Raw genomic sequence first — 21945 nt, 5'->3', positions numbered from 1 at the left:
CCGCCGGTGGACGTCCAGTGCCCTCGACGGTACCGAGCCGGAAACCGTTGGCAAGTCTCCGACCACAGTGCGGGAAGGAGCTCCCCCCGGCGAAACCGGGCCCGGCACGCAGTGCGCGCCGGGCCCGGTCCGGGTTTTGCCTTGGCCGGTCAGGCTTTCGCCGCCGCCGGGGTGTCGGCGATCACCGTGCCGCGACGCTTGGACACCACGATCGCCGAGACGACCACCGCGACCGCGACCACCGCGATCACGATGCGCCACGTGGTGTTGGCGCCGCCGCCCAGCGTCAGGCTGACGACCGCGGGCGCGATCAGCACCGAGACCAGGTTCATCACCTTGATCAGCGGGTTGATGGCCGGGCCGGCGGTGTCCTTGAACGGGTCGCCCACGGTGTCACCGATGATGGTGGCCTCGTGCGCGTCCGAGCCCTTGCCGCCGTGGTTGCCGTCCTCGACCAGCTTCTTGGCGTTGTCCCAGGCCCCACCGGAGTTGGCCAGGAAGATCGCCATCAGCGTGCCGGTCGCGATCGCGCCGGCCAGGTAGCCGGCGAGCGCGCCGGTGCCGAGGCCGAAGCCCACGGCGATCGGGGCGAACACCGCGAGCAGACCCGGGGTGGCGAGCTCACGCAGCGAGTCGCGCGTGACGATGTCCACGACCTTGCCGTACTCCGGCCGCGTGGTGCCCTCCATGATGCCCGCGATCTCGCGGAACTGGCGGCGCACCTCCTGCACCACCGCGCCGGCCGCCCGCGAAACCGCGTTGACGGCCAGGCCCGAGAACAGGAACACCACCGCCGCGCCGATGATGACGCCGACCAGCGTGGACGGGTTGACCACGTTCGCGATGAACTCGCCCGTGCCGCCGACCGCCTTGGTGATCGCGTCCGAATAGGACCCGAACAGCGCCGTGGCCGCGAGGACCGCGGTGGCGATCGCGATGCCCTTGGTGATGGCCTTGGTGGTGTTGCCCACCGCGTCCAGCTCGGTGAGGATCTGCGCGGCCTTCTCGTCGACGTCGCCCGACATCTCGGCGATGCCCTGCGCGTTGTCGGAAACCGGGCCGAAGGTGTCCATCGCGACGATGACGCCCACGGTGGTCAGCAGGCCGGTGCCGGCGAGCGCGACGGCGAACAGCGCGATGCCGCCGCCCAGCAGGAACGCGCCGAACACGGCCGCGGCGATCACCAGCGCGGTGTACACGGCGGACTCGAAGCCGACCGAGATGCCGGACAGGATGACCGTCGCCGCACCGGTTTCCGAGGTCCGGCCGACGTCCTGCACCGGCTTGTACTCGGTACCGGTGTAGTAACCGGTGATCTTCAGGATGATCGCGGCGAGCAGGATGCCGATGATCACGGCGACCGTGGCGATGACCGCCGGGTTGCCGGAGGTGCCGGCGTACTCGGGCCCGAAGTCGGAGAAGCTGCTCGGGAGGTACACGAACGCGGCGATCGCCGACAGCACCGCGGAGATCACCGCGGAGATGTAGAACGAGCGGTTGATCGTGACCAGGCCGCCCTCACCGACGCGCGCCTTCGTGATGTAGACGCCGATCACCGCGGTGATCACGCCGATGGCCGGCACGATCAGCGGGAAGATCAGGCCGTGTGCCCCGAACGCGGAGCTGCCCAGGATCAGGGCGGCCACGAGCATCACGGCGTAGGACTCGAACAGGTCTGCGGCCATGCCCGCGCAGTCACCGACGTTGTCGCCCACGTTGTCCGCGATGGTCGCGGCGTTGCGCGGGTCGTCCTCCGGGATGCCCTGCTCGACCTTGCCGACCAGGTCCGCGCCGACGTCGGCGGCCTTGGTGAAGATACCGCCGCCGACTCGCATGAACATCGCGATCAGCGCGGCCCCGAACCCGAAGCCCTCCAGCACCTTCGGCGCCTGGCCGGTGTAGACCAGCACGACGACCGCGGCACCGAAGAGGCCGAGGCCGACGGTGATCATGCCGACCACGCCGCCGGTGCGGAACGCCACGCGCATCGCGGTCTCGCGCCCGCCTTCCTCGCGCGAAGCGGCCGCGACGCGCAAGTTCGCCTGCGTCGCCAGCCACATCCCGAGGTAGCCGATGGTGAACGAGAACACCGCACCGACGAGGAAGAAGACCGAGCGCCCGATGCGCTCGCTCCAGTCGTCGGCGGGGAGCGCGAACAGCAGCAGGAACACGATCACGCCGAAAACGACCAGCGTGTTCCGCTGCCGTTTGAGGTAAGCGGCCGCGCCTTCCTGCACCGCCTTGGCGATGTCCTGCATCTTGGCGGTGCCCTGGCCCGCGGCCAGCACCTCCTTGAGCAGCACGTAACCGATGGCGAGTGCGGCAAGGGCGACCACGGCGACCACACCGACGATGGTGTAGCCACCCCCGGTGAGCGTGATGCCGCCCTCCGCGAGGAACTGCCGGGACATTCGTCCTCCTGGGAACGCCGTTGGCCGGCGCGGACTCGTCGTCCCCGGCGGGCCCGCGCTGGCATGGGATCTGTACCGAGCGACACGCTAGCCGTGCGGCAACGCACGTCTCACATGACTCTCGCCACAGACGGTGTGGATTGCGGGAGTCTATTGGTAGTGCTCAGCGGCCCGGCAGGGCGTCCCGGGCACAGTACGTTCCGTGACCTTGTGTGATCGGTCACTGGATCGATCTCGTCGGCACCGGACCGGTTCTGTCGGTGTCCTGTGCGAAGCTCTGCGCGTGGTGGGCGAGCGAGGACGGAGGCTGCTGAGCCGGGTCACGGCCGGGATCCCGGCGAGCGAGAACCCGGTGACGCACGTGGCCGAGCTGCCGGCGCGCGCGGCGGTCTTCGCGCCGTGGCCGGAGTGGGCCGCGGGCGAAGTCGTGTCCGCGTTCACGGCGGCGGGCGTGCGAACGCCGTGGGCGCACCAGGCCGAGGCCGCCTCGCTGGCCAGGGCGGGCGAGCACGTGGTGGTGTCCACCGGCACGGCGTCCGGGAAGTCGCTGGCCTACCAGCTGCCGGTGTTGTCGGAGCTGTCGGGCGCTTCGGGCGCGACGGCGCTGTACCTCGCGCCCACCAAGGCACTCGGCGCCGACCAGCTCCGCTCGGTGTCCTCTTTGGACGTACCCGGGGTGCGCGCGGCCTCGTTCGACGGCGACACCCCGATGGCCGAGCGCGACTGGGTCCGGGCCCACGCGAACTGGGTGTTCACCAACCCCGACATGCTGCACCGCGGCATCCTCTCCGCGCACGGCCGGTGGGCGCGGTTCTTCCGCCGCCTGTCGTACGTGGTGGTCGACGAATGCCACAGCTACCGCGGGGTGTTCGGCTCCCACGTGGCGCTGCTGCTCCGCCGGCTGCGGCGGGTGGCGGCGCACTACGGGGCCGATCCGGTCTTCGTGCTGGCCTCGGCGACCACGGCGGACCCGGCGGCGTTCGCGTCGCGGTTGACCGGCGTCGGGTGTCAAGCGGTCACCGAAGACGCGTCGCCCCGAGGTGCACGCACGGTAGCGCTTTGGGAGCCCCCGCTGCTCGAGGAGCTGACCGGGGAAAACGGTGCGCCGGTGCGGCGCTCGGCGGGCGCGGAGGCCTCGCGGATCCTCACGGAGCTGGTGGTGGAGGGCGCGCGTTCGCTGGCGTTCGTCCGCTCGCGGCGGGGCGCGGAGCTCACGGCGCTGGGCGCGCGCCGCTTGCTGTCTGAAGTAGATCCGGCCCTGGCCGAAACCGTTGCGGCGTACCGGTCGGGCTACCTGCCGGAGGAGCGGCGGGCGCTGGAGGCGGCGCTGCTGTCCGGCCGGCTGCTCGGGGTGGCGACCACCAACGCGCTGGAGCTGGGGGTCGACATCGCAGGGTTGGACGCCGTCGTGCTGGCCGGGTACCCGGGCACGCTGGCGTCGTTCTGGCAGCAGGCGGGCCGCGCGGGCCGTTCGGGCGACGAGGCGCTGGTGCTGTTCGTGGCCAGGGACGATCCGCTGGACACCTACCTGGTCCACCACCCGGCGGCACTGCTGGACCGCCCGGTCGAGACGGCGGTGCTGGACCCGACGAACCCGTACGTCCTGGGCCCGCAACTGGCGTGCGCCGTCGCCGAGCTACCCCTGACCGAACCCGAGCTGCCCACCTTCGGCGGCGACGCGGCGCGCGCGGTCCTCGCGGACTTGGCCGAGGAGAAGCTGCTGCGCCGCCGTTCGAGCGGCTGGTACTGGACGTCCCGGGACCGCCCGCACGCCGAAGTCGGCATCCGCGGCTCCGGCGGCGACCAGATCGCCGTGGTGGAAGCGGACTCCGGCCGCATGCTCGGCACGGTCGACCCGGGCTCGGCCTGCTTCGCCGTCCACCCGGGCGCGATCTACCTGCACCAGGGCTCCTCCTACGTGGTCGACGAGCTGGATCTGGAGACCGGCCTGGCCCTCGTGCACGCCGAGGACCCGGACTGGAACACCTCGCCCCGCGAGATCGTGGACATCTCGGTGATGAGCACACAGGAGCAGTGCACCCACGACGGCGTGACGGTGTCTCTGGGCGAGGTAGCGGTGACCTCGCAGGTCGTGGGCTACCTCCGCCGCCGCCCGTCGGGTGAGGTGCTGGACCACACCCCGCTGGACCTGCCGGAACAGAGCCTCCGGACCCGGGCGGTCTGGTACACGGTGTCGAGCGAGCTGCTGGGCCCGCCGGAAACCACGGGCCCGAAACGCGGCTCGGCTTCGGTGGCTTCGGTGGCAACGATCGCTGATGGTGAGTCTATGGTCGAGCCCTCGGCGTTAACCGGGAACCCGGCGCAGCTCGCCACGGCCGGAGCTGAGCCATCGGCGCGAACCGGGAAAACCGCTGCGGTGGGGACCGTGGAACCTGCGGCGACCGAAGTCGAGCCATCGGCGGGGACCGAGGAGACCGAGACGCCCGACGTGGCTGCGACCGGGCCATCGGTGGGGACCGGGAACACCCCGGCTTCCGCTGAAGTCGGAGCCGAGTCCCCGGCGGGGACCGAAGTCCTCACTCCGGTGGGGACCGAAGTTGCGGCAACGGTAGGAGCCGAAGTCTCGACGTCGGCGGGAACTAAAGTTGTGGCGACAGTGGGGACCGAGGTTTCGACGCCGGTGGGGACCGGGAACACCCCGGCCTCCGCTGGAGTCGGAGCCGAGTCCTCGGCGGAGACCGAAGTGGTGGCGACGGTGGGGACCGAAGTTTCGACGCCGGTGGGGATCGGAGTCGTGGCGCCGGTGGGGACCGGGGGCGCCGGCAGAGCACCGGGGGGTGCCGGGTTGGTCCCGGCACGCGTCCCCGGTGCCCTGCATGCCGCCGAGCACGCGGCGATCGGCCTGCTACCGCTGTTCGCTACGTGCGACCGCTGGGACATCGGCGGGGTGTCTACCGCGTGGCACGAAGACACCGGGGAGGCGACGGTGTTCGTGCACGACGGGCATCCCGGGGGTGCGGGATTTGCCGACCGCGGTTATGCCGCGATTGTCCCGTGGCTGGCCGCTACGCGGGAGGCGATCGTCTCCTGCGAGTGCCCGACGGGCTGCCCGTCCTGCGTTCAGTCGCCGAAGTGCGGGAACGGCAACGATCCGCTGGACAAGACAGGGGCAGTGGCCGTACTGGATACCGTGCTCGGGGCATTGCGTCGGCACGGGATCCAGTGTGGCCACGGTGGTGCGTGAAACTTCGGGTGGTGCGGGCAGGCTGCCGGGTTGGGACCGGTCAGGCGGCCGAGGGCTGCACGAGCAGGTGTGCCCGCTCGTCGGCCAGTGCGCGCACGAGGACGGCGTGCACCTCGTTGGCGTCCGGCAGCCGCCAGCCACAGACTTCGGGCTTGACCCGCCAGTGCACGACACCGTGCTGAAGCGGCGACGGCGGCAGCGGGATGTAGCTGCCGAGGCCGTGCCACTGCACCGTCGAGTACTCGGCGAGCTCGGCCGGGATGCGGTCGGCTGCGGTGGTGAGGAACAGCCACCGGCCGTTCGGCATCGCGACGATCGGGGCGGGGTGCCCGAGGGCGCGGAGCAGACGGGCGGCGCGCTTGCCCAGTTCGTCGTCCACCTCGATGGCGTCCAGCACGGTGCCGGTGGCCACCAGGAGGCTGTGGGTACGGTCGGAGAACCAGGTGGCGACCTCGTGGGCGTGGGTGCCGATCAGCTCGCGCCAGTCGGTCCGCACGGGCACCGGGCACTGCCAGGCCAGATCGTTCCCATCACCGGTGATCCGCGCCGGGGTCGCTCCCGGGAGCACCGGCCAGCCGCGCCAAGCGAGGCCGATCGCCTCCGCCCGCATCTCGATGCGGAAGGCGCTCCGCCAGCTGTCCGGCCAATTCGCGTCCAACATTGCTTTCCTGCCTTCAGGTTCGGTTCTCGCGCCGTCCGGGTCGGGGCCGTGGTGGCGCATGTCTCACTAAACGGCAATTTGCACATTGCGTGGAAGGGTCGCGCGACAACCGGTGGTTATCGGGCGATGAACGCCAGGTAGTCCACCCGCCCGGCCGATACCGGCGAGCCGATCACCGTCCGCGGACGACCGGTTCAGCCCCCGCTCATCGGTCTCACCACCGGGTGCGGTGCTTTCAGGCCCCGCTGCCCACGGGCTGTCGCAGAGCCGCCGTTACCTACCTTGACCTGGCCTTTCGACCGCTCGCCGTTTCCCACCGACCGCTGCTCGCGGTCGCCACCGCTCGTCGCCATCCCCTCTCTGTGATCTCCACAATGATCGACTCGATCTCCCACACACGCCGAGACCCGTCCCACCCCGGCCGAAGACGCACCGGCGGCCAGCGGCTCCCGCCGGGTCCGGCCTGGTCAAGCCGGCCCCTCGGCCTGACACCACCCGGTTCGCCGACCATCAGGGCACGGACGACGCCGGTCAGCCGGGTAAGGCGACGGGCCCGGCCCGGGCGTGGGCCGTAGGTGGTGGCAGTCCGGGGACGGGTGCGCGGGTGGCACGGGCCTCGACCAGGGCGTCGCGCCTGTCCCAGTGGCAGCCGGTGATCTCCGCTCCCTGGTGATCGGCCACCTCACGGGCGCGGTCGCAGGCTTTGACCGGACCGTCGGCGGCGTGGGCTGCAGCCGCGAGAGCACTGAGGTCGGCCGCCGCCTCGACCCGATGACGCGCAGCGACGGCCGCACCCAGCCAACAAACGGCCGCGCCCAGCCAGACGAGTGCCGCCACCGCGATCGCCGTCCAGACAGTCGCCACTCCAGCGTCCGCCTGTCCCCCCGGCCGATCGGCACCATGTCCGCGTCCCATAGGCCGGCCGATTCCCGTCGGTTGGCCGCAGCCCCAGCTTCGGTGCATCGGCGGGGCGGCAGCCGAGCGCAGAGTGGTCTCGATGAAGTGGGGCATCAGGTCGGCCCTTCCGGCCCAGTGGACTCTGCCGTGGTTTCGTTGCCCGGCGGCCCTGTGGGCGGGGACAACGACGACGAAGTCGGTGAATTGGCGTCCGTGCCGGGCTCCGCGATCGCGTAAGCCGTGCCGCCGAGATGGAGGTTGGGGAGGAAGCCGGTGAAGGCGTCGGTCGTCACTTCGGCGGTGATGCCGTCGCCGGAGCGGCGAACGTTCAGCTTCGCACCAGGCGGGGCGATCGTCCGTACTACGGCTTCGGCGGCACCCGGCTGACCGGCGGCGGTCAGCCGAGCGGCCTCGCGGGCAGCATCGAGGCAGCGAATGTGCCCGCTCAGCGCGGCGATGCCGGTCATCACCATCGCCAGCACGAACGTGAGCGCCCCCAGCGAGATGGCCGCTTCGACCGTGACGAAACCGCCGTCCCGGCGACGGCCGGGCATCAGGTGGCTACCGTCAGGGCTCGCTGGACCAGACCCGACAGCGCGGTCGAGATCGAGTCCCCGGTCAGCAACGTGTAGAGGGCGAGGGCGAACGCCGCCGCCGCGACCGTGCCGATGGCGTACTCGGCCGTGGTCGTACCCTCGTCTCCGCGCAAGAAGTGCATCTCCCTGGTTCCTTTCCGTCCATTGTAGATTTTTCATAACCGGCTGCCGATCCGCTCGGCCAGGCCGAGCACCACGGGCAGCACGCCGAGGCAGAAGAACGCGGGCAGAAAGCAGAGGCCGACGGGCAGTGCCAGCGCGACCCCCGCTCGTTCCGCGCGCTCCTCGGCTTCGACACCGAGGCCATCGCGCAAGCGACGGGCCAGCTCGTCCGCGGTCGTGGCCAGCGTGGTGCCCGACCGTGCGGTGCGGGTCGCGGCGACGGCCAATTCGTCCAGGCCGGGTCGCGCGCGGGTCGGGGCCCAGGCCTGTGCCGGTTCGGCGCCGAGCGCAAGCAGGCTCGCCGTGGAACGGAGTGCCTTGGCCGTCTCGGGTGGCGCGCCTCGGCTGACCGCTTCGAGGGCAACGGGCACGGGCAAGCCGGTGCGCAGACAAGCGGCGAACGTGTCCAGGGTGGCGGCGGACCGAAGACGTTCGGCGACGTCAGTATCCGGGTCTTTGCGCCGGTGGGAACGGCGCAATGCCCACCAGCCACCGAGGCCGACGATCGCGCCGGCCACCACTCCCGCGAAGACCATCACGGAGACGCCCGCGGCGACAGCAGTGGCGAGGTGAATAGCGGGCGGCCTGGGCAACCTCAGTCTCACCGCGGGCGGCGGGGCCAGGTGACGTGGGCGGACGGCGCTCGGCCAAATCATGAGCGCGGCGGCGACCAGCACCATCACCGCTCCGGCAGGCCAGGTCACTTCGGCACCGCCTTCGAATTGGTGGCAATCGCGCACCCACTCGAAAGACGACCTGCCGAGGCGAAGACAGAGCGACCGCTGCTGTCTGGCGCGACGGAGATTTCTCGGTTTGGCGGACCATTCTTGACGGTGCCGGGTCGGCAGAGCCGGACGCCGGTGGCGCTGGGATGCAGCGGACCCTGCACCGAGGTGCCAGCATCATCGGGCAGGACCGCTGGGAACGACGGGGCGGTCATCGTGGGGCCGTCCGGGTGGTGAGGGCGCGCGACCAGGCCGTGCCTGCCCACAGGAAAGCCGCGCCCGTGATCAGGAGGGCCTGCCCCAGAAGGGTCCGGGTCAGGACCGTCAATGGGTCGGCCCCGATCGCCTGTCCCAGGAGCAGGCACAGCAGCGGCAGACCGGTGAGCACGGTGGCGCTCATGCGCGGGCCCGCCATTTTCGCGTTCAGGCGGCGCGCGAAGGCTATTGTCGCGTCTACGTCTCGACGGGTGGCGTCCAGGACGTCGGACATCGGCAGGCCGTGGCGACGGACGAGGGCCCAGGCGGACGCCAGCGCCGGGATCACCGTCGACTCCAAGGCACCGTCGAGGCGTGCGGCCGTCGACAAGTTGCGCAGTTCACCAGACAATTCGGGGACCACGTCAGCCGCCGCCTCAGTCAAGTTCTGACTCAGGGTACATAGAGGCAACGTCGAATCTGCGCAGGTCAGAAGACCGGACCGGTTGACGAGTCGCCATTCCAGGTGGCTCGTCAACCGGCATGGGCTCACATGATCGATCCGGCGTCAGAACCTCAAGTCGGGGATCGCCGTGAGGTCGATGCCGTAGCGCGCGTAGACCTTGATCGTGTTTTCCCCGGTCAGGGCCTCGGGGCCGTAACCCAGGAGAGCCGCGACTCTGACCACCTCGGCTTCCGACTCGGCCTCGATCTCCATGTACGGGGGGATGCGGGGCCACGTGTCGATGCTGACTTCGGCCCCTTCGAGGTTGAAGGTCTCCCGCTTGTTCTCTTGGTAGGACTTCGCTGTGAAGCCCATGATGCCGAGCAGCGCATCGGTCTGGTCGAAGTCGGACACCACGACCTCGTACTCATGGGTGCCGTCGATGGCGTCGCTCATGATCTGCTTCACCGCGAGCGTCGTCTTGGTCCCGTTGTCGCGGAGCCTGATCCACTTGGACTGGTCACCCGGGGTGATGTCGTAGACCCGGCGGCGCATGGACTGCTCGCCGAACTCGGCTCCGCCCTGCTCGCGGATCAGTTTGACGACGGCGGCCGGGTCAATGTTGAGGATCTTGGCTTCGTGCTCGATCGGCACGGCGGTCCCTTCTTCCTGCTGTTCGTGCGGTTAGGTTATCCGGCTCGACGAGCAGTGAGCCGGTCCCACTCACTGTCGCGGAGCGCCTTGATCTCGCCGACCAAGCTGCTGGCGAGAAACTCTTCGATCGGCAGGCACAGGTCCATGCGCTGGATGCACACCCCGACCTGATACCGCCCGCGGTTGTCGTAGTAGAGCCGGACGCCGTAGTAGCCCTCTTGGCAGTCAGACCCGTTGTTGAACGGGCAGCCCTTGCACGTGTCTGGCAGGCGCACGGGCCGGATCTGCTTGAAGAAGACCCGGCGCTTGTCAGGTAGCTGATAGGCGGTGCGAGTGCCGGACGCCCCCGCGGTGATGTAGCGAGCGACTGGCACCGCGCCGCGCTCTCGTAGGATTCGCTCGATCGCTTCGATGGAACTCGAACCGTGGTCCAACGAGTTCAGGAGGCGGACCGACAGGTTAGGCGAGTACTCGTCCAGCAGTCGGTGGACTCGCGCCGCGTGGCCATAGTCCGGCACCACGATGTTCGCAGTGGCTCTTACACTGGCCTCGGAACAGGCCCGGATGGATTCCTTCAGAGCCGCGATCTTCCGACCTGCACGAGCTGGGCTACGGAACCTAGCGTCCTGCACCTCCGCCAGTTCGCCAGCCGTGGTACCGAAGATCGAGAAGTTCACCCGGTCGAGACCGGCCGCAGCACATGACGGGAGGGCCGCCGCGCCGTTCTCACCGTTGGACGTCATACCGACCGTGAACCCGGCCTCGACGGCCAGGCGTGTGAGGCCGTCGACTTCAGGGTGGAGAGTTGGTTCTCCGCCAGTCAGGTGCACCTCGGTGAACCCCAGGGCGCGGCTCATAGCGGCGAGGGCATCGCTGAACGTCTCATCGGCCGGCATCCGGGCGGGTACGAACGAGGCACGATTGCTTGTCGAGTAGATCGAGACTCGTCCCGAAGGACCAGCCGCCAGGAAGTTGCCCGGGCGTCGCCCAAAATTATCTTGTGCGACGGGAGTTCCCTCGTTATGACAGAAAGTACACGTCAGACCACAAGCATCGCCGATTTTTATGCGGAGAGTTGAATCCGGACTCACATGGGTGGGAAGCGACAGGATGGACGGCACTGCAACCCCTTTCGCTCAAGGCTTAAAATCGCCGATTTTATTTTTTTGCGATGGATTAGCCGTGGACGTGACGTCAAACCACCCGCCTCGATATTTTGATTTACGCGGCCTTCTCGGTGGAACGATTCCTGGCACTCTTTTGGGCAATCGGGGAGGCTTAGGAGTTACTTGCGTCTCTTCCTCGTCTGGCCAAGGTGGAAAGCACGTCCCGCATTTGACAGAACCAGAGCCATCCGAACCAAAGATGCAGACAACTCCGCAGGTTGCTATTCCAAATAATTTGCCTCTCGCTGCGAGGCGCTTCGGTGAATCGTCAACGTCGTGCAGGACTGTCTCGTGTAGCATCCCGCGCCAAACTTTGACTGACCCTGACTGCCATCTACAGGACATAGAAATTCCCAAGCGAGAAAAGTATTGCCGAAATATCTCAAGTGGCGGCTATTGCCAGTTCAAGCAGAGTCGAACCTATCGCTGACGGAAGAGTTCGACCGCGCATCAAACTCGAAAACTCTCTGAATCTTCCAAAGCTGTTGCACCTCCAGCAGTGCCTCTTGCACAGCTTTCTGGTCTCCAAGTTGATAGTTCAGCTCGGAGGGTTCGCGTAACCATCGTGTTGACCCGGCTCGGATGGTTGTGGGCGGCAGAGGAATGAACACGCCAGGTGGCATGATGTCGATTCCAAGATCGTTCCACAGACCTGGAAGCAACTCGGCCCCGCGTGACACCAAGATTCGCGCGCCAAACGGTCCGATCACGACAGGGCTTTTGATTATGGACTGACGTGCAAACTCAATTGACGTCGCCAGTAAGCCAGCAGGAATTTGAATTACGTCAAAGTCTTCAGCAACTCTGGACAGAATGCTATAAGGCGCAACATTCCACCATGAATGAACTTCTCTTGCATTTCGATACGAACGCTGGGAAACCATAGACGGCACGAGTCCATCTGTTTTCGTGGGAGTAGTTCCCAGAGTATAGGCGTGACCATCCCAGACGGATCCCGGGATCACCGACCAGCCGTTGCGAGCATACTCAATTGCTGCATACATGAGGCGAAGATGCCGAGGGTTTGACACCTCTGGGAACATTGCGACTCAGCGCCTTTGGTCGTCGAATGGCTAAGAGACTGGAACGGGCGGGACCGAAGGGGATGCCCGGGGTTTCCTCTTAGGTAAGGGCTGGCCCGCGCAACCGGAAAGGGGGGCTTTTAAGCGATTGCGCGGACCAGCGACGCAAGTGGTCGGGGGTGCAAGCCGACCCTTCCTGCGTTCCTACCTAGCGCGGTCGCCCTTCATCGACCGACCGCGCCCGTCCGACTCCATGCCCGGCGGTAAGGGGCTTGGTCGTCGGCCGGTTCGGTACCTGGTGGACGGGCTGGGGTCGGGGTCCAACACGTCCACCAGGCTGTCTGAATGCGAGGTACCGGCGACCCGGGACTGCTCTGGAATGGCCATCGTGTCCTCCCCGCATCGGAAGTGGTGCGAACTGATCTTCACGCGCTGTCACCAGGCGCAGGGAGGCCACTGAGGGGCCATAAGGGGCCATATAGGGGACAGAGGACCAGGTCAGACCCCCATTTGGCTTAAAGCTCGCTACCGTAGACGCAAGGAGGGAACGACATGGTGAGTAAGGACCCCCGCACGAGACTTGAACAGCTCGCTCGCGCTCGGCATCTGTCGCTAGCAGACTTCCTGCGGGAATTCCCCAGGCAAGCTAAAGGCGCAGGAGAGGGAAACTCGGTCCACGTGTCGGAGCGACAAGCCAAGCGCTGGTTCCGCGGCGGCGCACCCGTGCCTCGTTCGGTGTCGTGCCGAGTCCTGGAATTCTGGTTCGGCGAACCCGTTAAACACCTGCTCGGCCCTCCCAAGTTCGAGGTCGCTGGCCACGCGATCACAGAGGAGGAACTACTCGTGAGTACTGCCCGTGAGTCGTCCGAACACGCTCTCGACGCGTCGTCAGCACTCGACCCGTCGGCGCTTGAGAACCTGGTCGCCATGGCTGACCGCGCCGCTGTGGAGTACTACACGACGCCATCGGGCGAGATGCTGACGGACCTGGTTAGGCTGCGAAACACGGTGTACGAGCAGTTGGACCGGACGAACAAGCCACGCCAGAAGGCCGAGCTCTACCTAATCGCCGGGCAGGTCTGCGGGTTGCTTGCCTCGGTGACCTGGGATCTCGGGCGCCCCCATGTTTCCGAGGAGCAGGCGCGCGCAGCGCACACCTACGGGAGCGTCATCGACCATCGGTCGCTTCAGGCGTGGGCCCGCGCCCTCCAGGTCACAGTGGCGTTCTGGGACGGCCGGCCGCGGCAAGCGATCGCCATCGCGGACACCGCGCTGGAGACTGCGCCGTCCGGAACGGCTCGCGCTCGGCTCCACTCAGTCAAGGCCCGTGCACTCGCACTACGCGGTGCCCGGCAAGAAGTCCAGCAAGAACTAGCGAAGGCTGCCGAAGAACTGGATCGCGCCGGTGGCGACACCTTCCTGGATGAGGTCGGCGGCGAGCTAGGTTTCGACCGGTCGCGGCGAGCTTTGTGCGCCGGGGCAGCATTCGTAACTCTCGGAGACGGTGATCAGGCGGAGATAGAGGCGCTAGATGCTCTCGTTTTGTTCGCCGAAAGGCCAGAATTGTCCAGGTGGGGAGCTGGTGAGTCGGGCGCCCGTATCGACCTTGGCGCCGCCAGGGTTCTGCGTGGCGACCTTGCCGGAGCCGAAGAAGCTCTGCGTCCAGTCCTTGACCTCGACTCCTCCCGCCGGACTGAAGCTATCTCCCTCCGTATGCAGAAACTGCGAGCGATGCTCAGCACTGCGCGGTATCGTGGCGCGGGCGAGGCGCTGCAATTAGGTGATGAGATCGAGGACTTTACCGCCCATAGCCTGAGCCGGACCAGCACCGTCCGGCTCATCACCGACGTTCAGTAATCCCTAGCGAGATTGTCTTCTCCGCCACGCTGCCAGGACCCGGGCCTCCTTGCTCGCTTCGATGCCCTGCTCGCCAGCTCGTTCGTGAGCTACGGTCGCCGCACCCGAGTTGAGCCACCTCCACGTGTCCTCGGTCGTCTCCGCAATCGGCCGGGCGGAAAACCCTGCCGCACGTGCACGGGCAGCATCGACGTCCCATGCCCCCGCGTAGGTGCGCCACAGCGGGAGCTCCGTCCACTGAGCAATGCCCTGAGACACAAGCCAATCCTCGTCGGTGACCCACTCGAATTGGGCGTCTGAGCCAACGGTGCGGCGACATGCGGTGAGCAAGTCTTCCATCGTCTCGTCCCCGGCCGCAGTCAGGTTGAAGCTCCCAGCCAGATCTGTGGTGGAAGCCTGCACGGCGAAGGCGGCAACGTCACGCACGTCAACCGGCTGAATGCTGCGATCGGGCCGACCGGGTGCGAGGAGTTGGCCGCCACGTGCGACACGATGCAACCACCAGGGCAGCCTGCCCACGTACTCGCGGGGGCCAAGGATTACACCGGGTCGGAGGGCGACGGTACGAGCAGAGCCGAACGCCTCGGCGACCGCTCGTTCGCACCCGGCCTTAGTGAAACCGTAGACAGAGGGGCCAGGGTCCCCGTCATAACCGAACTTCGGACCCGCGTCCGCAGGGGCTTCCAAGATCGGCGAGTCGTCCGTCAGCGGCTCAATCGGCCAGCTTTGGTAGACGGACACCGATGACACGAACACGTAGCGTGCCACGACCCGTTCCAATGCCTGCGCAACCGCCAGCGTTTCTCTCGGCACGAAACCCGACGTATCCACCACGGCGTCCCAGGGGCCGGCATCGGCCAGCCGTCGTAGGTCGCCAGTGACGGTCCGATCGCCCCGAATCGCCGATACACCAGGCGCGTCCTCTCCGGATTGGCCGCGTCGGAAGGTTGTCACTTCGGCCCCAGACGCCAGAGCGGCGTCAACGACCGCGCGGCCGAGAAACCAGGACCCGCCCAAAACCAGTACACGTGTCACGTATCCATCTTGGCGGTGGTCGGTGGCAAGCTCAACCCGGAGGTGGACTGGCTAGGCCAGGGCCGCCGCGAGTGCGAGGTACACACCGCCGCCGAGCACGACTCCGGTCACGGCGCCCGTTGTGACCTGGGAGGTCGTATGATCCTTCAGCTCGACCCGCGACCAGCACACCCATGCGACGGCCAGGAAGAGCACAGCCAGCCATGGGTTGTAGACCTTCATCAGCATGACCGTGGCGCCTGCGGCGACGATCGCGTGCATGGAGATCTTGTACTTCAGCGCGAAGGTGATTGCCAGGGCGACGACGAGGCACGCCAGCTCGGCGGCGGCGAGCGCGATCATTTCGTGCGGGGCGTTGCCGACCAGGAGCACGATGAAGCCGAGGGCCAGGGAGCCTATGCAGGCGGCGAAGGGCACGAGCCGTCCGGCGCGGTTGGTGACGTGGTGGCCGTCCCACTTGCCCTTCTTCGCGCCCCGGACGATCACGGCCATGGGGATCAGGGAGCCGGTGACGCCGACGAGCAGGCCCCACAGCAGCGTCTCGCCGAAGTGGTGGCCGGTAACCTGCCAGGCCACGACCAGCGGCAGGCCAAGGACCCAGACCCAGGGCGCGAGAAGTTCTGTGGCCACGCGTGCAAGGCGTTGCCGTAGGCGCCCGGCGTCCGCTTCAGAAGGCGTGGTTGGCGACATGGGTGGAAGGCTCCTTCAGGCTGCCGGTGAGCTGTGCGTAGGCCGTGGCGACGTTGGCCAGCCACGAGGCTTCGTCGCGGAAGTCCTCGGTGTTGGCAGACGAGAACGTTACCGGCTTCTCCGTCACCACTGGATCGGCACTGGTCAGCGCTGTGGCGATAGTGGCTGCTTGAGCTGTGGCGGCGGAGGCCGTCATATGGCCGGCATCCCGATTGGCGGACTGCAGGACGGCGGAGTAGACCGCCGGGTCCAGGTAGGGCTGTAGCGGCCCGACCAAGACGTCATTGATCTCCGTGATCCGTTGCCGAACGCGATCGCTGATATCGGCACGTCGTGTTGGGCGGCCCGGGAATTTGACCTCCGGGGCGTAGGTGGTCAGGTCCCGCCAGAGCGGTTCCATGTCCCGGTGGTCGCGGCGCATCCGGTTGCGAGGCCCCACCGCGGGCACCGTCACGCCCGCCATGAGCAGCAAGATGCTGACTGTGGTCAGCAGGCCAGCGATGACACCGTTGATCGAAAAGGCGAGGTCCGAGGGGAACCCGAGTGCGACAGCGAAGGAATAGAGCGCCTTCTCCACGACGAAAGCGAGGCCAGCGATGCCGCCCCACCGCAGCAACCGCAGGCCGAGCCGCAGGTAGCCGCGCGGTAGCTGGCGGGCGTGGCGCGCAACGTGGAAGACGTCGAACATCGCAATCCCGAGGTAGACCTCGAAGACGGCGAGGTAGAGCACAGCTAGCACGGGGTTACCAGTGCTGCCGTCGATCGCCGTCTTGTCGCCGTGGGCGGGCCCGAGGATGAAGAACACCAGCAGGGCCACTTGCGTCACGATAAGGATTCGCGTGCGGACACGAGCCCTGGCCTGGACGTCGGCGGCCGGATGGGCAAGGTGAAGGACGAAAAGTTGAAGCCAATATGCGGCGAGCAATGCGAAGACGTGCACGAGGTAGTTCGGGAGCGCAGCGATGCCGAAAAGCCAGCTACCCATGCCGAGGTCCAGACCGAGCAGCAACGCGAGGTCTAGAGCAGCGAGTGCCTTGACCATGGCCAGCAGGCTGGGGGTGCGAGAGCGGCGCCACGACAGGAACCAGTAAGCCAGGGCGCCGGTGACGGCGATGCAGACCACCAGTGATTGAAGTTGCGAGACGATGAGGGACATTTCAGTCTTCCAGCAGTCGGTAGCGGGCGGCCGGCGTCTCGCCGGTCGCGCTGAGGTTGGGACGTGTCTGGCGTTCGACCAGATAGGCGAAGCTTTCCGCGGCTCGTTCCTGGTCCGCGGCGAATCCGCCTGCGCGCTTCACGACGCTCACCATTTCAGCCGGGCCGAGATCGCCATCGTCGCCCAATGACTGGGCGATCGAGTCGCCAAGATGCCGACACGAGATGTGGCCGAGTTCGTGCAGGATGATGTGGCGCTGATGAGACGGCGTGGTGTCGGTTCGGTAGAAGATGTACTCCGCAACCCACGTGTTCAGCCAGACGCCATAAGGCAGCGCATCGTCTGCTTGGCGAAACTCCGCGACGATCGTTTCGGGGTATGGCATCACGTTGATTGGCTTGCCGCGTATACGCGACAACTTCTCGGCCAGCTCGTCAATCTCGACGGTCGCAGGCAAGTCAAGCCTCTCGACCAGATCACGAACGGCGTCGACGTCGGTTACGGGCTCCCTGTCGTTCACGGGTTCTGCTGTTCGGAAACGACGAAGGCGTCTCATCAGGCTTCGCCGAGCGCGATGTTCAGCCATGCGCAGTCCCCGTGCCGTCCTCTCCCTCCAGCGAGCTGACGTGTGCGGCGAGGGCTGCAAGTAGCTGCTGACTTCGGTCGGACATGCCGTCAAAACTGCGCCGCAGTATCGAATGCTGCCCCCGGGGCATCGGAAGATCTGCGTCATTCTCAATTCTTTTGCGCCACGCCTCATACACTGGCCGGTCGAGAAAAAACCCCGCAGGCACGCGGAAAAACGCTGCGAGACCCGTCACGACGTCGGCTCGTGGATTGTTTTTGCGTCCCTTGCGCAGCATCCACAGGTACGAATACGAAGCTTCCACGCCCGATGCTTCCAGCGCTTCCGCTACGTTGCGGTCACTGTATGGCTTACCGTCATCACGTGGTCGCTGCTCGTACAGGAAGCTCAACGCCTCCGCGAACGACACGGCCCCCTCTCCGGCCACCATTCCCCCCTCATGCTTACACCTGTAAACAGTTTCCACCAGGACTCCCGTTTCCGTGTTGACAAACGATGAGTCGATCTGGATAGAGTCGACTCACGCCACGCTGCCAGCCAGCACAAACGCTCGACCAGAAAATGTTTACAGTCATTAACTTATGTCCTCCACGTGTGGCCGTTCCGCCTGAGCAGCCGCGCCGTGGAGATGTGCACCCAAGACCCTCCATCGTGAGGTCTTGGATGCGCGTTACTGCTCCAGGGAGTTACTTCAGTGAACCACAACACACCCGAATGTCCGTTTGGCGCTACTGATCGGCCCGCAGGATCGCCGCTAGATTCCCTCGCTCACCTGGTGGCTTCCCTTCGCCGGATCAAGCACAGGCAGGCCCGGCTGTCGAAGGAACGCAAGGAGCATGAGGCTGTGATCAAGGCCGCACTGAAGGCTGTGGGTGCCAGTGTCGGGACGGTCGGCGGTGTGCCGGTTGTGTCGTTCGACAGCACGATGCGAATCGCGCTGGACCAGGGCGCGGTCAAGCAGCGTTACCCCGAGGTGGCCAAGGAGTGCAGCGACATTTCGGAGGTCTGGACCTTCCGGCTGCTCGACGCGGCGTGACGGTCCCGTTCGCTGAGCTGGTCTCGCTGGCCGGGGCAATGGTCGTCCAGGCTCGCGGGGCTAGTCGGCCGGCCGATGGCGAGACGGCCGCCACGGTCGCTGCGCTGCTGGTGGCGGAGCCTCGGAATGAGGCGCAGGTCCTCGCCATCGTGACGGTAATCGTGCGTGACGCGCTGGCGGACCCGTTCCGCGAGACGACCGCGAACCGGTGGCGGACGCTGCTGCCCGCCTGGGTGCAGCCGCAATTGGTCGGCTCGACGGTGAACCGGCTGCGCGCGGCTGGGCTGCTGGTGTCCACGGGACGGTACGTCCGCTCGACGGACTCCGCAGGCCGCAACATCGGCAAGCTTCAGCCGGTTTACGCCTTCGACGCCGCTGCGCTGGACGGCCACCACGCCACCGAGCAGGCCGCCGCGTCCTGACGTCCACGGGCCACCCGAGCCCGCATCTTGTCCCGCCGCGCGTGCGTGGTGGGACCTAGTCACGCCTACTTTTCTGGCCCGTAAGGGGATGCTCCATGGCGCGTGATCACGCACGCCTCGATCTGAAAATCTGGGATAACGACGATTTCCGCGCGCTCTCGCTCGCGGCCAAGCTTCTATACCTCCAGTTGGTGTCGCAGCGGAAACTGTCCTACGCCGGTGCGCTGGACCTGGCGGCCAAGCGCTGGGCCCGGCCGCACCCTGACCTGGACCAGGCCGAGGTGCGTGCCGCGTTGGCGGAGCTGGACGCCGCCCGGTTCGTGGTGATCGACCAGGACACCGAGGAGCTGCTGGTCCGCACCTTCATCCGGAATGACGAGTTGTACAAGCAGCCGAACATGCTGCGCGGCGCGTTGCGGGTCGCGTTCGAGATCGAGTCGCCGATCCTGCGGGCCGCCTTGGCGGCCGAGCTGCGGCGCCTGCCGGTCGAGGTCACCGGCGCGGCCCCGCTCGTGACGGCCGACGCCTTGGAGGCCGGGGCGCGGGAGCTGCCGCCGGAGGCTAAAGCGGCGATGGCCGTCCGCGGCCCGGCCCGGCCGCCCGTGGCGGCCCGGACGCCGGCCCCGGCGGCCGGACCGGCGCCAGCCGACGCTGCCCAGGCCCCGGCGAACCCTTCGCCGACCCCTTCCCCGGTGCCTTCGCCGAAGGACCTGGGAGAAGGGAGTAGGGAGCGGGAGACTGGAGAACCTGTTCTTGCTTCGAGTGGTGGGAACGTGGGGTTACCCCCGCGCGCGCCGCGCGACGCCCGCGCCGCGCGACTACCAGTCGGCACCCCCGGGGCGCAAGAGGACAGCGCGCCGCAGCCTGCGGACGCGGATCGGCCGGGGAGCGGATCGGCTCGCCAGCAGCGCCGGACCGAGGCCGAGCGGCTGGTGGAGTTCTACGCGGAGTCGGTCCCGGCCCGTGTCCGGGCACAGTTGGTGGCCGAGGTGATCCCGCTGCTGCGCGAAGGCATCTCCGGGGCCGTGGTCGGCTCCGGGCTGGCGGCCTGGTCGACCAAGACCCTGCCGCCCAGCTTCCTGCCCATGCTGGTCGGTGAGCGGATGCGCGCCAGCCGCGTCGTGGGTACAGACGCGAAAAAGAGGGCTCGGGACGCGGACATGGCCGAGCGTTTCGAGGATCTGCGCGCGTCCGCGATCGCCGAGGACGACCAGCACGGGGTCGGGCTGGCGGTCCGGCTGGCCCGGCCCCAGCACGCGGACGCCGACCAGCTCCACGCGATCCTGGACGCCGCGCTGACCTCCGCTGCGGACGAGCGGGCGGCCTGATGAGCACGATGCACGCCGTCATGAGCCGCAGTGACGTGCGCGGCCTGCTCATGCGGCACACCGGTGCGCAGGTCACCGAGGAACTGGTGACGTCGTGGCTGTCGGGCCTGGCCGGGTACAGCCTGGCCGAGTGCCACGCGGCCATGAGCGCGATGGGCCCCGGTGCACGCCGGATCACTCCGTCTGCGGTGGCCGGGAGCTGCGACGCGGCGCGAGACCGGGCTGCCGGGTCCAGCCCGCCGGGGCCGGCTGCGGCTGCCCCGGCGCGCGGCTGGCGGCCCCGCACGTCCGGCGCGGACCGGGACTACCACCGGCAGGCGGGGATGCGCGGCATCCGCGCCGCATACGAGGTCATGGGCTGGGTACGCAACGCCGATCACGACTTGGCCCGGAGCGTGGCGTGCCCGTTCTGCCAGGCCAAGGCGTGGGCCGTGTGCGGCCCGCTCTCACGCAACCGCGCCGGAGTCCGGGAGCTGCGCGACACGGCCACCCGGATGCACCCCTCCCGTCTCGAGTCCGCCCGCGCGCAGCTCGCCCGCCGGGAGACCACCACCCACGATCAGGAGAACGCACGATGACCACCCGCACCGACCAGGCCGAGCAGCGGGACGTCACATGCCTGCTGGGCTGCCGTACCCGCGCGGGCGAGCCGTTCCCGGCCCAGCACGGCTACCGCACGTGCGATCCGTGCGCGGACGAGCTGCGCGCCGACATTCAGGAACTCGCCCGGCTGTACCCCGAGCTGGCCCGTGCCGTCGTCCCCAGCGGTGGCGCCCCGGCCGGCGGGCTGGGCGCGCCCGGTTACGGCTCCCGCTCTCCCGCCCGCGACAGCGTCCTGGTCCTCACCGACCGGCGGACCCGCGCCGAAGACGACGGCGACCCGCACGCGGTGCTGGAAGTGCTGGCGGGCTGGGCGGACAACATCCGCGAGGACACCGGCATGAGCGTTCCGGACCCGGGCGCCCAGCGCGAGGGGCGGCTGCTGGTCGGCTGGCTGGACTTCACGGCACGCCAGCCGTGGGCGGGCAGGCTGGACACCCCGCTGGGGCAGTTGCGGGACGAGATCACCGAACAGCTCGGCCTTGCCCCGCGCACGGTCGCCGGGGAAGCCGCGTTCCTGGTCGAGTGGTTCGACTACATCACCCGCCAGTACTGGGTGAGCGACCTGGCCGACGAGATCCGCGGCTTGCTCCCCCTGGTGCGCGCCGCCACCGGCACCGCAGAGTCCAGCGTCCCCGTGGGCACCTGTCCCACCACGGAGGAGAGCACGCAGCGCCCGTGCGGAGCCCGGTTACGGGTGCGCCCGGACGCCGACCGGATCACCTGCCCGAAGTGCCGGACCCGATGGCCGCGCGCGACCTGGGACAAGCTGAGCGACGCGCAGGGAACCCCGGTGTCCGACGTCGCCGCGCTGTCCGCATGGCTCAGCGTCCCGGCCGGGACGCTGCGGCGCTGGCGCGGTGAGGACGGGTGGACCAACCACGGCTCCCCGCGTCGGCCGCTCTACGAACGCGACGCGGTGCTGACCTCCTGGCAGCGCCGCCGCGGCGGCCTGCTGGCCGGCTGAACGGGGGTGCGGGACCGGCGACCTCCCCGAGGGGAGGCTAGAACCCGCCGGTCCCGCGTGCTCCACCGTGATCAAACGGAAGGGCACCGCCAGTATATGGGGCGGGTCACACAACCCGGTCAGCACTTC

22 protein-coding genes are annotated in these 21945 nt (G+C 67.9%); 7 read left to right on the top strand and 15 right to left on the bottom strand.

The genetic code is table 11. The features are described 5' to 3' along the window. Nucleotides 1–149 precede the first annotated feature (149 nt). Nucleotides 150–2411, bottom strand: coding sequence for a sodium-translocating pyrophosphatase (locus NYF13_RS08405; protein ID WP_315655429.1), 2262 nt, complete (start codon nt 2409–2411; stop codon nt 150–152). 283 nt (nt 2412–2694) lie between these two features. Here NYF13_RS08405 and NYF13_RS08400 point away from each other — a divergent pair, with 283 nt between their 5' ends. After that, nucleotides 2695–5616 carry a DEAD/DEAH box helicase gene (locus NYF13_RS08400; protein WP_315655428.1) on the top strand — a complete coding sequence of 974 codons (2922 nt, stop codon included), beginning with the start codon at nt 2695–2697 and terminating at the stop codon, nt 5614–5616. 40 nt (nt 5617–5656) lie between these two features. On the opposite strand, the gene NYF13_RS08395 is transcribed toward NYF13_RS08400, so the two are convergent. From NYF13_RS08395 to NYF13_RS08355, 9 genes are all read right to left on the bottom strand, one after another. Next, nucleotides 5657–6277, bottom strand: a complete 621-nt coding sequence (locus tag NYF13_RS08395; protein ID WP_315655426.1) for a bifunctional DNA primase/polymerase — start codon at nt 6275–6277, stop codon at nt 5657–5659. Between the two features lie 531 nt (nt 6278–6808). After that, nucleotides 6809–7192, bottom strand: coding sequence for an Rv3654c family TadE-like protein (locus tag NYF13_RS08390; protein ID WP_315657262.1), 384 nt, complete (start codon nt 7190–7192; stop codon nt 6809–6811). Between the two features lie 95 nt (nt 7193–7287). Beyond that, complete coding sequence (locus NYF13_RS08385; protein WP_315655425.1) at nt 7288–7728, bottom strand: TadE family type IV pilus minor pilin; 441 nt, start codon at nt 7726–7728, stop codon at nt 7288–7290. After that, nucleotides 7728–7892, bottom strand: a complete 165-nt coding sequence (locus NYF13_RS08380; protein ID WP_315655424.1) for a DUF4244 domain-containing protein — start codon at nt 7890–7892, stop codon at nt 7728–7730. The genes NYF13_RS08385 and NYF13_RS08380 overlap by 1 nt, the downstream gene beginning before the upstream one ends. Nucleotides 7893–7925: 33 nt before the next feature. Further along, nucleotides 7926–8612, bottom strand: coding sequence for a type II secretion system F family protein (locus NYF13_RS08375; RefSeq protein WP_315655422.1), 687 nt, complete (start codon nt 8610–8612; stop codon nt 7926–7928). Between the two features lie 256 nt (nt 8613–8868). After that, nucleotides 8869–9297 (bottom strand): hypothetical protein, encoded by a 429-nt coding sequence (locus tag NYF13_RS08370; RefSeq protein ID WP_315655420.1) that lies wholly within the window; start codon nt 9295–9297, stop codon nt 8869–8871. A 123-nt stretch (nt 9298–9420) separates the two neighbouring features. Beyond that, nucleotides 9421–9951, bottom strand: a complete 531-nt coding sequence (locus NYF13_RS08365) for a CYTH domain-containing protein (RefSeq protein WP_315655418.1) — start codon at nt 9949–9951, stop codon at nt 9421–9423. 35 nt (nt 9952–9986) lie between these two features. Next, entirely contained in the window at nt 9987–11042 is a 1056-nt protein-coding gene (locus NYF13_RS08360) for a radical SAM protein (protein WP_315657260.1), read from the bottom strand. A gap of 479 nt (nt 11043–11521) precedes the next feature. Beyond that, entirely contained in the window at nt 11522–12121 is a 600-nt protein-coding gene (locus tag NYF13_RS08355) for a hypothetical protein (RefSeq protein WP_315655417.1), read from the bottom strand. Between the two features lie 570 nt (nt 12122–12691). On the opposite strand from NYF13_RS08355, the gene NYF13_RS08350 reads away from it, so the two are divergent. Beyond that, complete coding sequence (locus tag NYF13_RS08350; RefSeq protein WP_315655416.1) at nt 12692–13996, top strand: hypothetical protein; 1305 nt, start codon at nt 12692–12694, stop codon at nt 13994–13996. A 3-nt stretch (nt 13997–13999) separates the two neighbouring features. Here the strand turns inward: NYF13_RS08350 and NYF13_RS08345 are convergent, their stop codons facing one another. The 5 genes from NYF13_RS08345 to NYF13_RS08325 are packed head-to-tail and all read right to left on the bottom strand — an operon-like array spanning nt 14000 to nt 17872. After that, nucleotides 14000–15031: an NAD-dependent epimerase/dehydratase family protein gene (locus tag NYF13_RS08345; protein ID WP_315655414.1), complete on the bottom strand. Its 1032-nt coding sequence runs from the start codon at nt 15029–15031 to the stop codon at nt 14000–14002. A 51-nt stretch (nt 15032–15082) separates the two neighbouring features. Beyond that, complete coding sequence (locus tag NYF13_RS08340; RefSeq protein ID WP_315655413.1) at nt 15083–15721, bottom strand: hypothetical protein; 639 nt, start codon at nt 15719–15721, stop codon at nt 15083–15085. Beyond that, entirely contained in the window at nt 15699–16877 is a 1179-nt protein-coding gene (locus NYF13_RS08335; RefSeq protein ID WP_315655412.1) for an MAB_1171c family putative transporter, read from the bottom strand. The genes NYF13_RS08340 and NYF13_RS08335 overlap by 23 nt, the downstream gene beginning before the upstream one ends. Before the next feature lies 1 nt (nt 16878). Further along, the gene (locus tag NYF13_RS08330) at nt 16879–17397 is read right to left on the bottom strand and encodes a hypothetical protein (protein WP_315655410.1); all 519 of its coding nucleotides are present in this window, start codon (nt 17395–17397) and stop codon (nt 16879–16881) included. Between the two features lie 58 nt (nt 17398–17455). After that, nucleotides 17456–17872, bottom strand: coding sequence for a hypothetical protein (locus NYF13_RS08325; protein WP_315655408.1), 417 nt, complete (start codon nt 17870–17872; stop codon nt 17456–17458). Nucleotides 17873–18307: 435 nt separating this feature from the next. On the opposite strand from NYF13_RS08325, the gene NYF13_RS08320 reads away from it, so the two are divergent. The 5 genes from NYF13_RS08320 to NYF13_RS08300 all read left to right on the top strand — a co-directional run bounded on the left by NYF13_RS08320 (nt 18308) and on the right by NYF13_RS08300 (nt 21816). Further along, on the top strand, nt 18308–18499 hold the full coding sequence (locus NYF13_RS08320) for a hypothetical protein (RefSeq protein ID WP_315655407.1): 192 nt from the start codon (nt 18308–18310) through the stop codon (nt 18497–18499). Then, the gene (locus tag NYF13_RS08315) at nt 18496–18921 is read left to right on the top strand and encodes a hypothetical protein (RefSeq protein WP_315655406.1); all 426 of its coding nucleotides are present in this window, start codon (nt 18496–18498) and stop codon (nt 18919–18921) included. The genes NYF13_RS08320 and NYF13_RS08315 overlap by 4 nt, the downstream gene beginning before the upstream one ends. A gap of 95 nt (nt 18922–19016) precedes the next feature. Next, on the top strand, nt 19017–20249 hold the full coding sequence (locus NYF13_RS08310; protein WP_315655405.1) for a hypothetical protein: 1233 nt from the start codon (nt 19017–19019) through the stop codon (nt 20247–20249). Further along, complete coding sequence (locus NYF13_RS08305) at nt 20249–20827, top strand: hypothetical protein (RefSeq protein ID WP_315655404.1); 579 nt, start codon at nt 20249–20251, stop codon at nt 20825–20827. The genes NYF13_RS08310 and NYF13_RS08305 overlap by 1 nt, the downstream gene beginning before the upstream one ends. Continuing rightward, nucleotides 20824–21816, top strand: a complete 993-nt coding sequence (locus NYF13_RS08300; RefSeq protein ID WP_315655403.1) for a hypothetical protein — start codon at nt 20824–20826, stop codon at nt 21814–21816. Before NYF13_RS08305 ends, NYF13_RS08300 begins: the two co-directional genes overlap by 4 nt. Nucleotides 21817–21945 lie beyond the last annotated feature (129 nt).

The sequence above is a fragment of the Amycolatopsis sp. PS_44_ISF1 genome, assembly GCF_032335455.1.
In the GTDB taxonomy this organism is placed as follows: Bacteria; Actinomycetota; Actinomycetes; order Mycobacteriales; family Pseudonocardiaceae; genus Amycolatopsis.
Note: the sequence above shows the minus strand (reverse complement) of the source record. Positions and strands in the feature narration are given on the sequence as shown.

What these genes read in the sequence shown, in the direction of transcription:
- NYF13_RS08405 (WP_315655429.1), bottom strand. Translation starts at nt 2,411, where the DNA reads ATGTCCCGGCAGTTCCTCGCGGAGGGCGGCATCACGCTCACCGGGGGT.
- NYF13_RS08395 (WP_315655426.1), bottom strand. Translation starts at nt 6,277, where the DNA reads ATGTTGGACGCGAATTGGCCGGACAGCTGGCGGAGCGCCTTCCGCATC.
- NYF13_RS08390 (WP_315657262.1), bottom strand. Translation starts at nt 7,192, where the DNA reads ATGGGACGCGGACATGGTGCCGATCGGCCGGGGGGACAGGCGGACGCT.
- NYF13_RS08385 (WP_315655425.1), bottom strand. Translation starts at nt 7,728, where the DNA reads ATGCCCGGCCGTCGCCGGGACGGCGGTTTCGTCACGGTCGAAGCGGCC.
- NYF13_RS08380 (WP_315655424.1), bottom strand. Translation starts at nt 7,892, where the DNA reads ATGCACTTCTTGCGCGGAGACGAGGGTACGACCACGGCCGAGTACGCC.
- NYF13_RS08375 (WP_315655422.1), bottom strand. Translation starts at nt 8,612, where the DNA reads ATGGTGCTGGTCGCCGCCGCGCTCATGATTTGGCCGAGCGCCGTCCGC.
- NYF13_RS08355 (WP_315655417.1), bottom strand. Translation starts at nt 12,121, where the DNA reads ATGTATGCAGCAATTGAGTATGCTCGCAACGGCTGGTCGGTGATCCCG.
- NYF13_RS08350 (WP_315655416.1), top strand. Translation starts at nt 12,692, where the DNA reads ATGGTGAGTAAGGACCCCCGCACGAGACTTGAACAGCTCGCTCGCGCT.
- NYF13_RS08340 (WP_315655413.1), bottom strand. Translation starts at nt 15,721, where the DNA reads ATGTCGCCAACCACGCCTTCTGAAGCGGACGCCGGGCGCCTACGGCAA.
- NYF13_RS08335 (WP_315655412.1), bottom strand. Translation starts at nt 16,877, where the DNA reads ATGTCCCTCATCGTCTCGCAACTTCAATCACTGGTGGTCTGCATCGCC.
- NYF13_RS08310 (WP_315655405.1), top strand. Translation starts at nt 19,017, where the DNA reads ATGGCGCGTGATCACGCACGCCTCGATCTGAAAATCTGGGATAACGAC.
- NYF13_RS08305 (WP_315655404.1), top strand. Translation starts at nt 20,249, where the DNA reads ATGAGCACGATGCACGCCGTCATGAGCCGCAGTGACGTGCGCGGCCTG.
- NYF13_RS08300 (WP_315655403.1), top strand. Translation starts at nt 20,824, where the DNA reads ATGACCACCCGCACCGACCAGGCCGAGCAGCGGGACGTCACATGCCTG.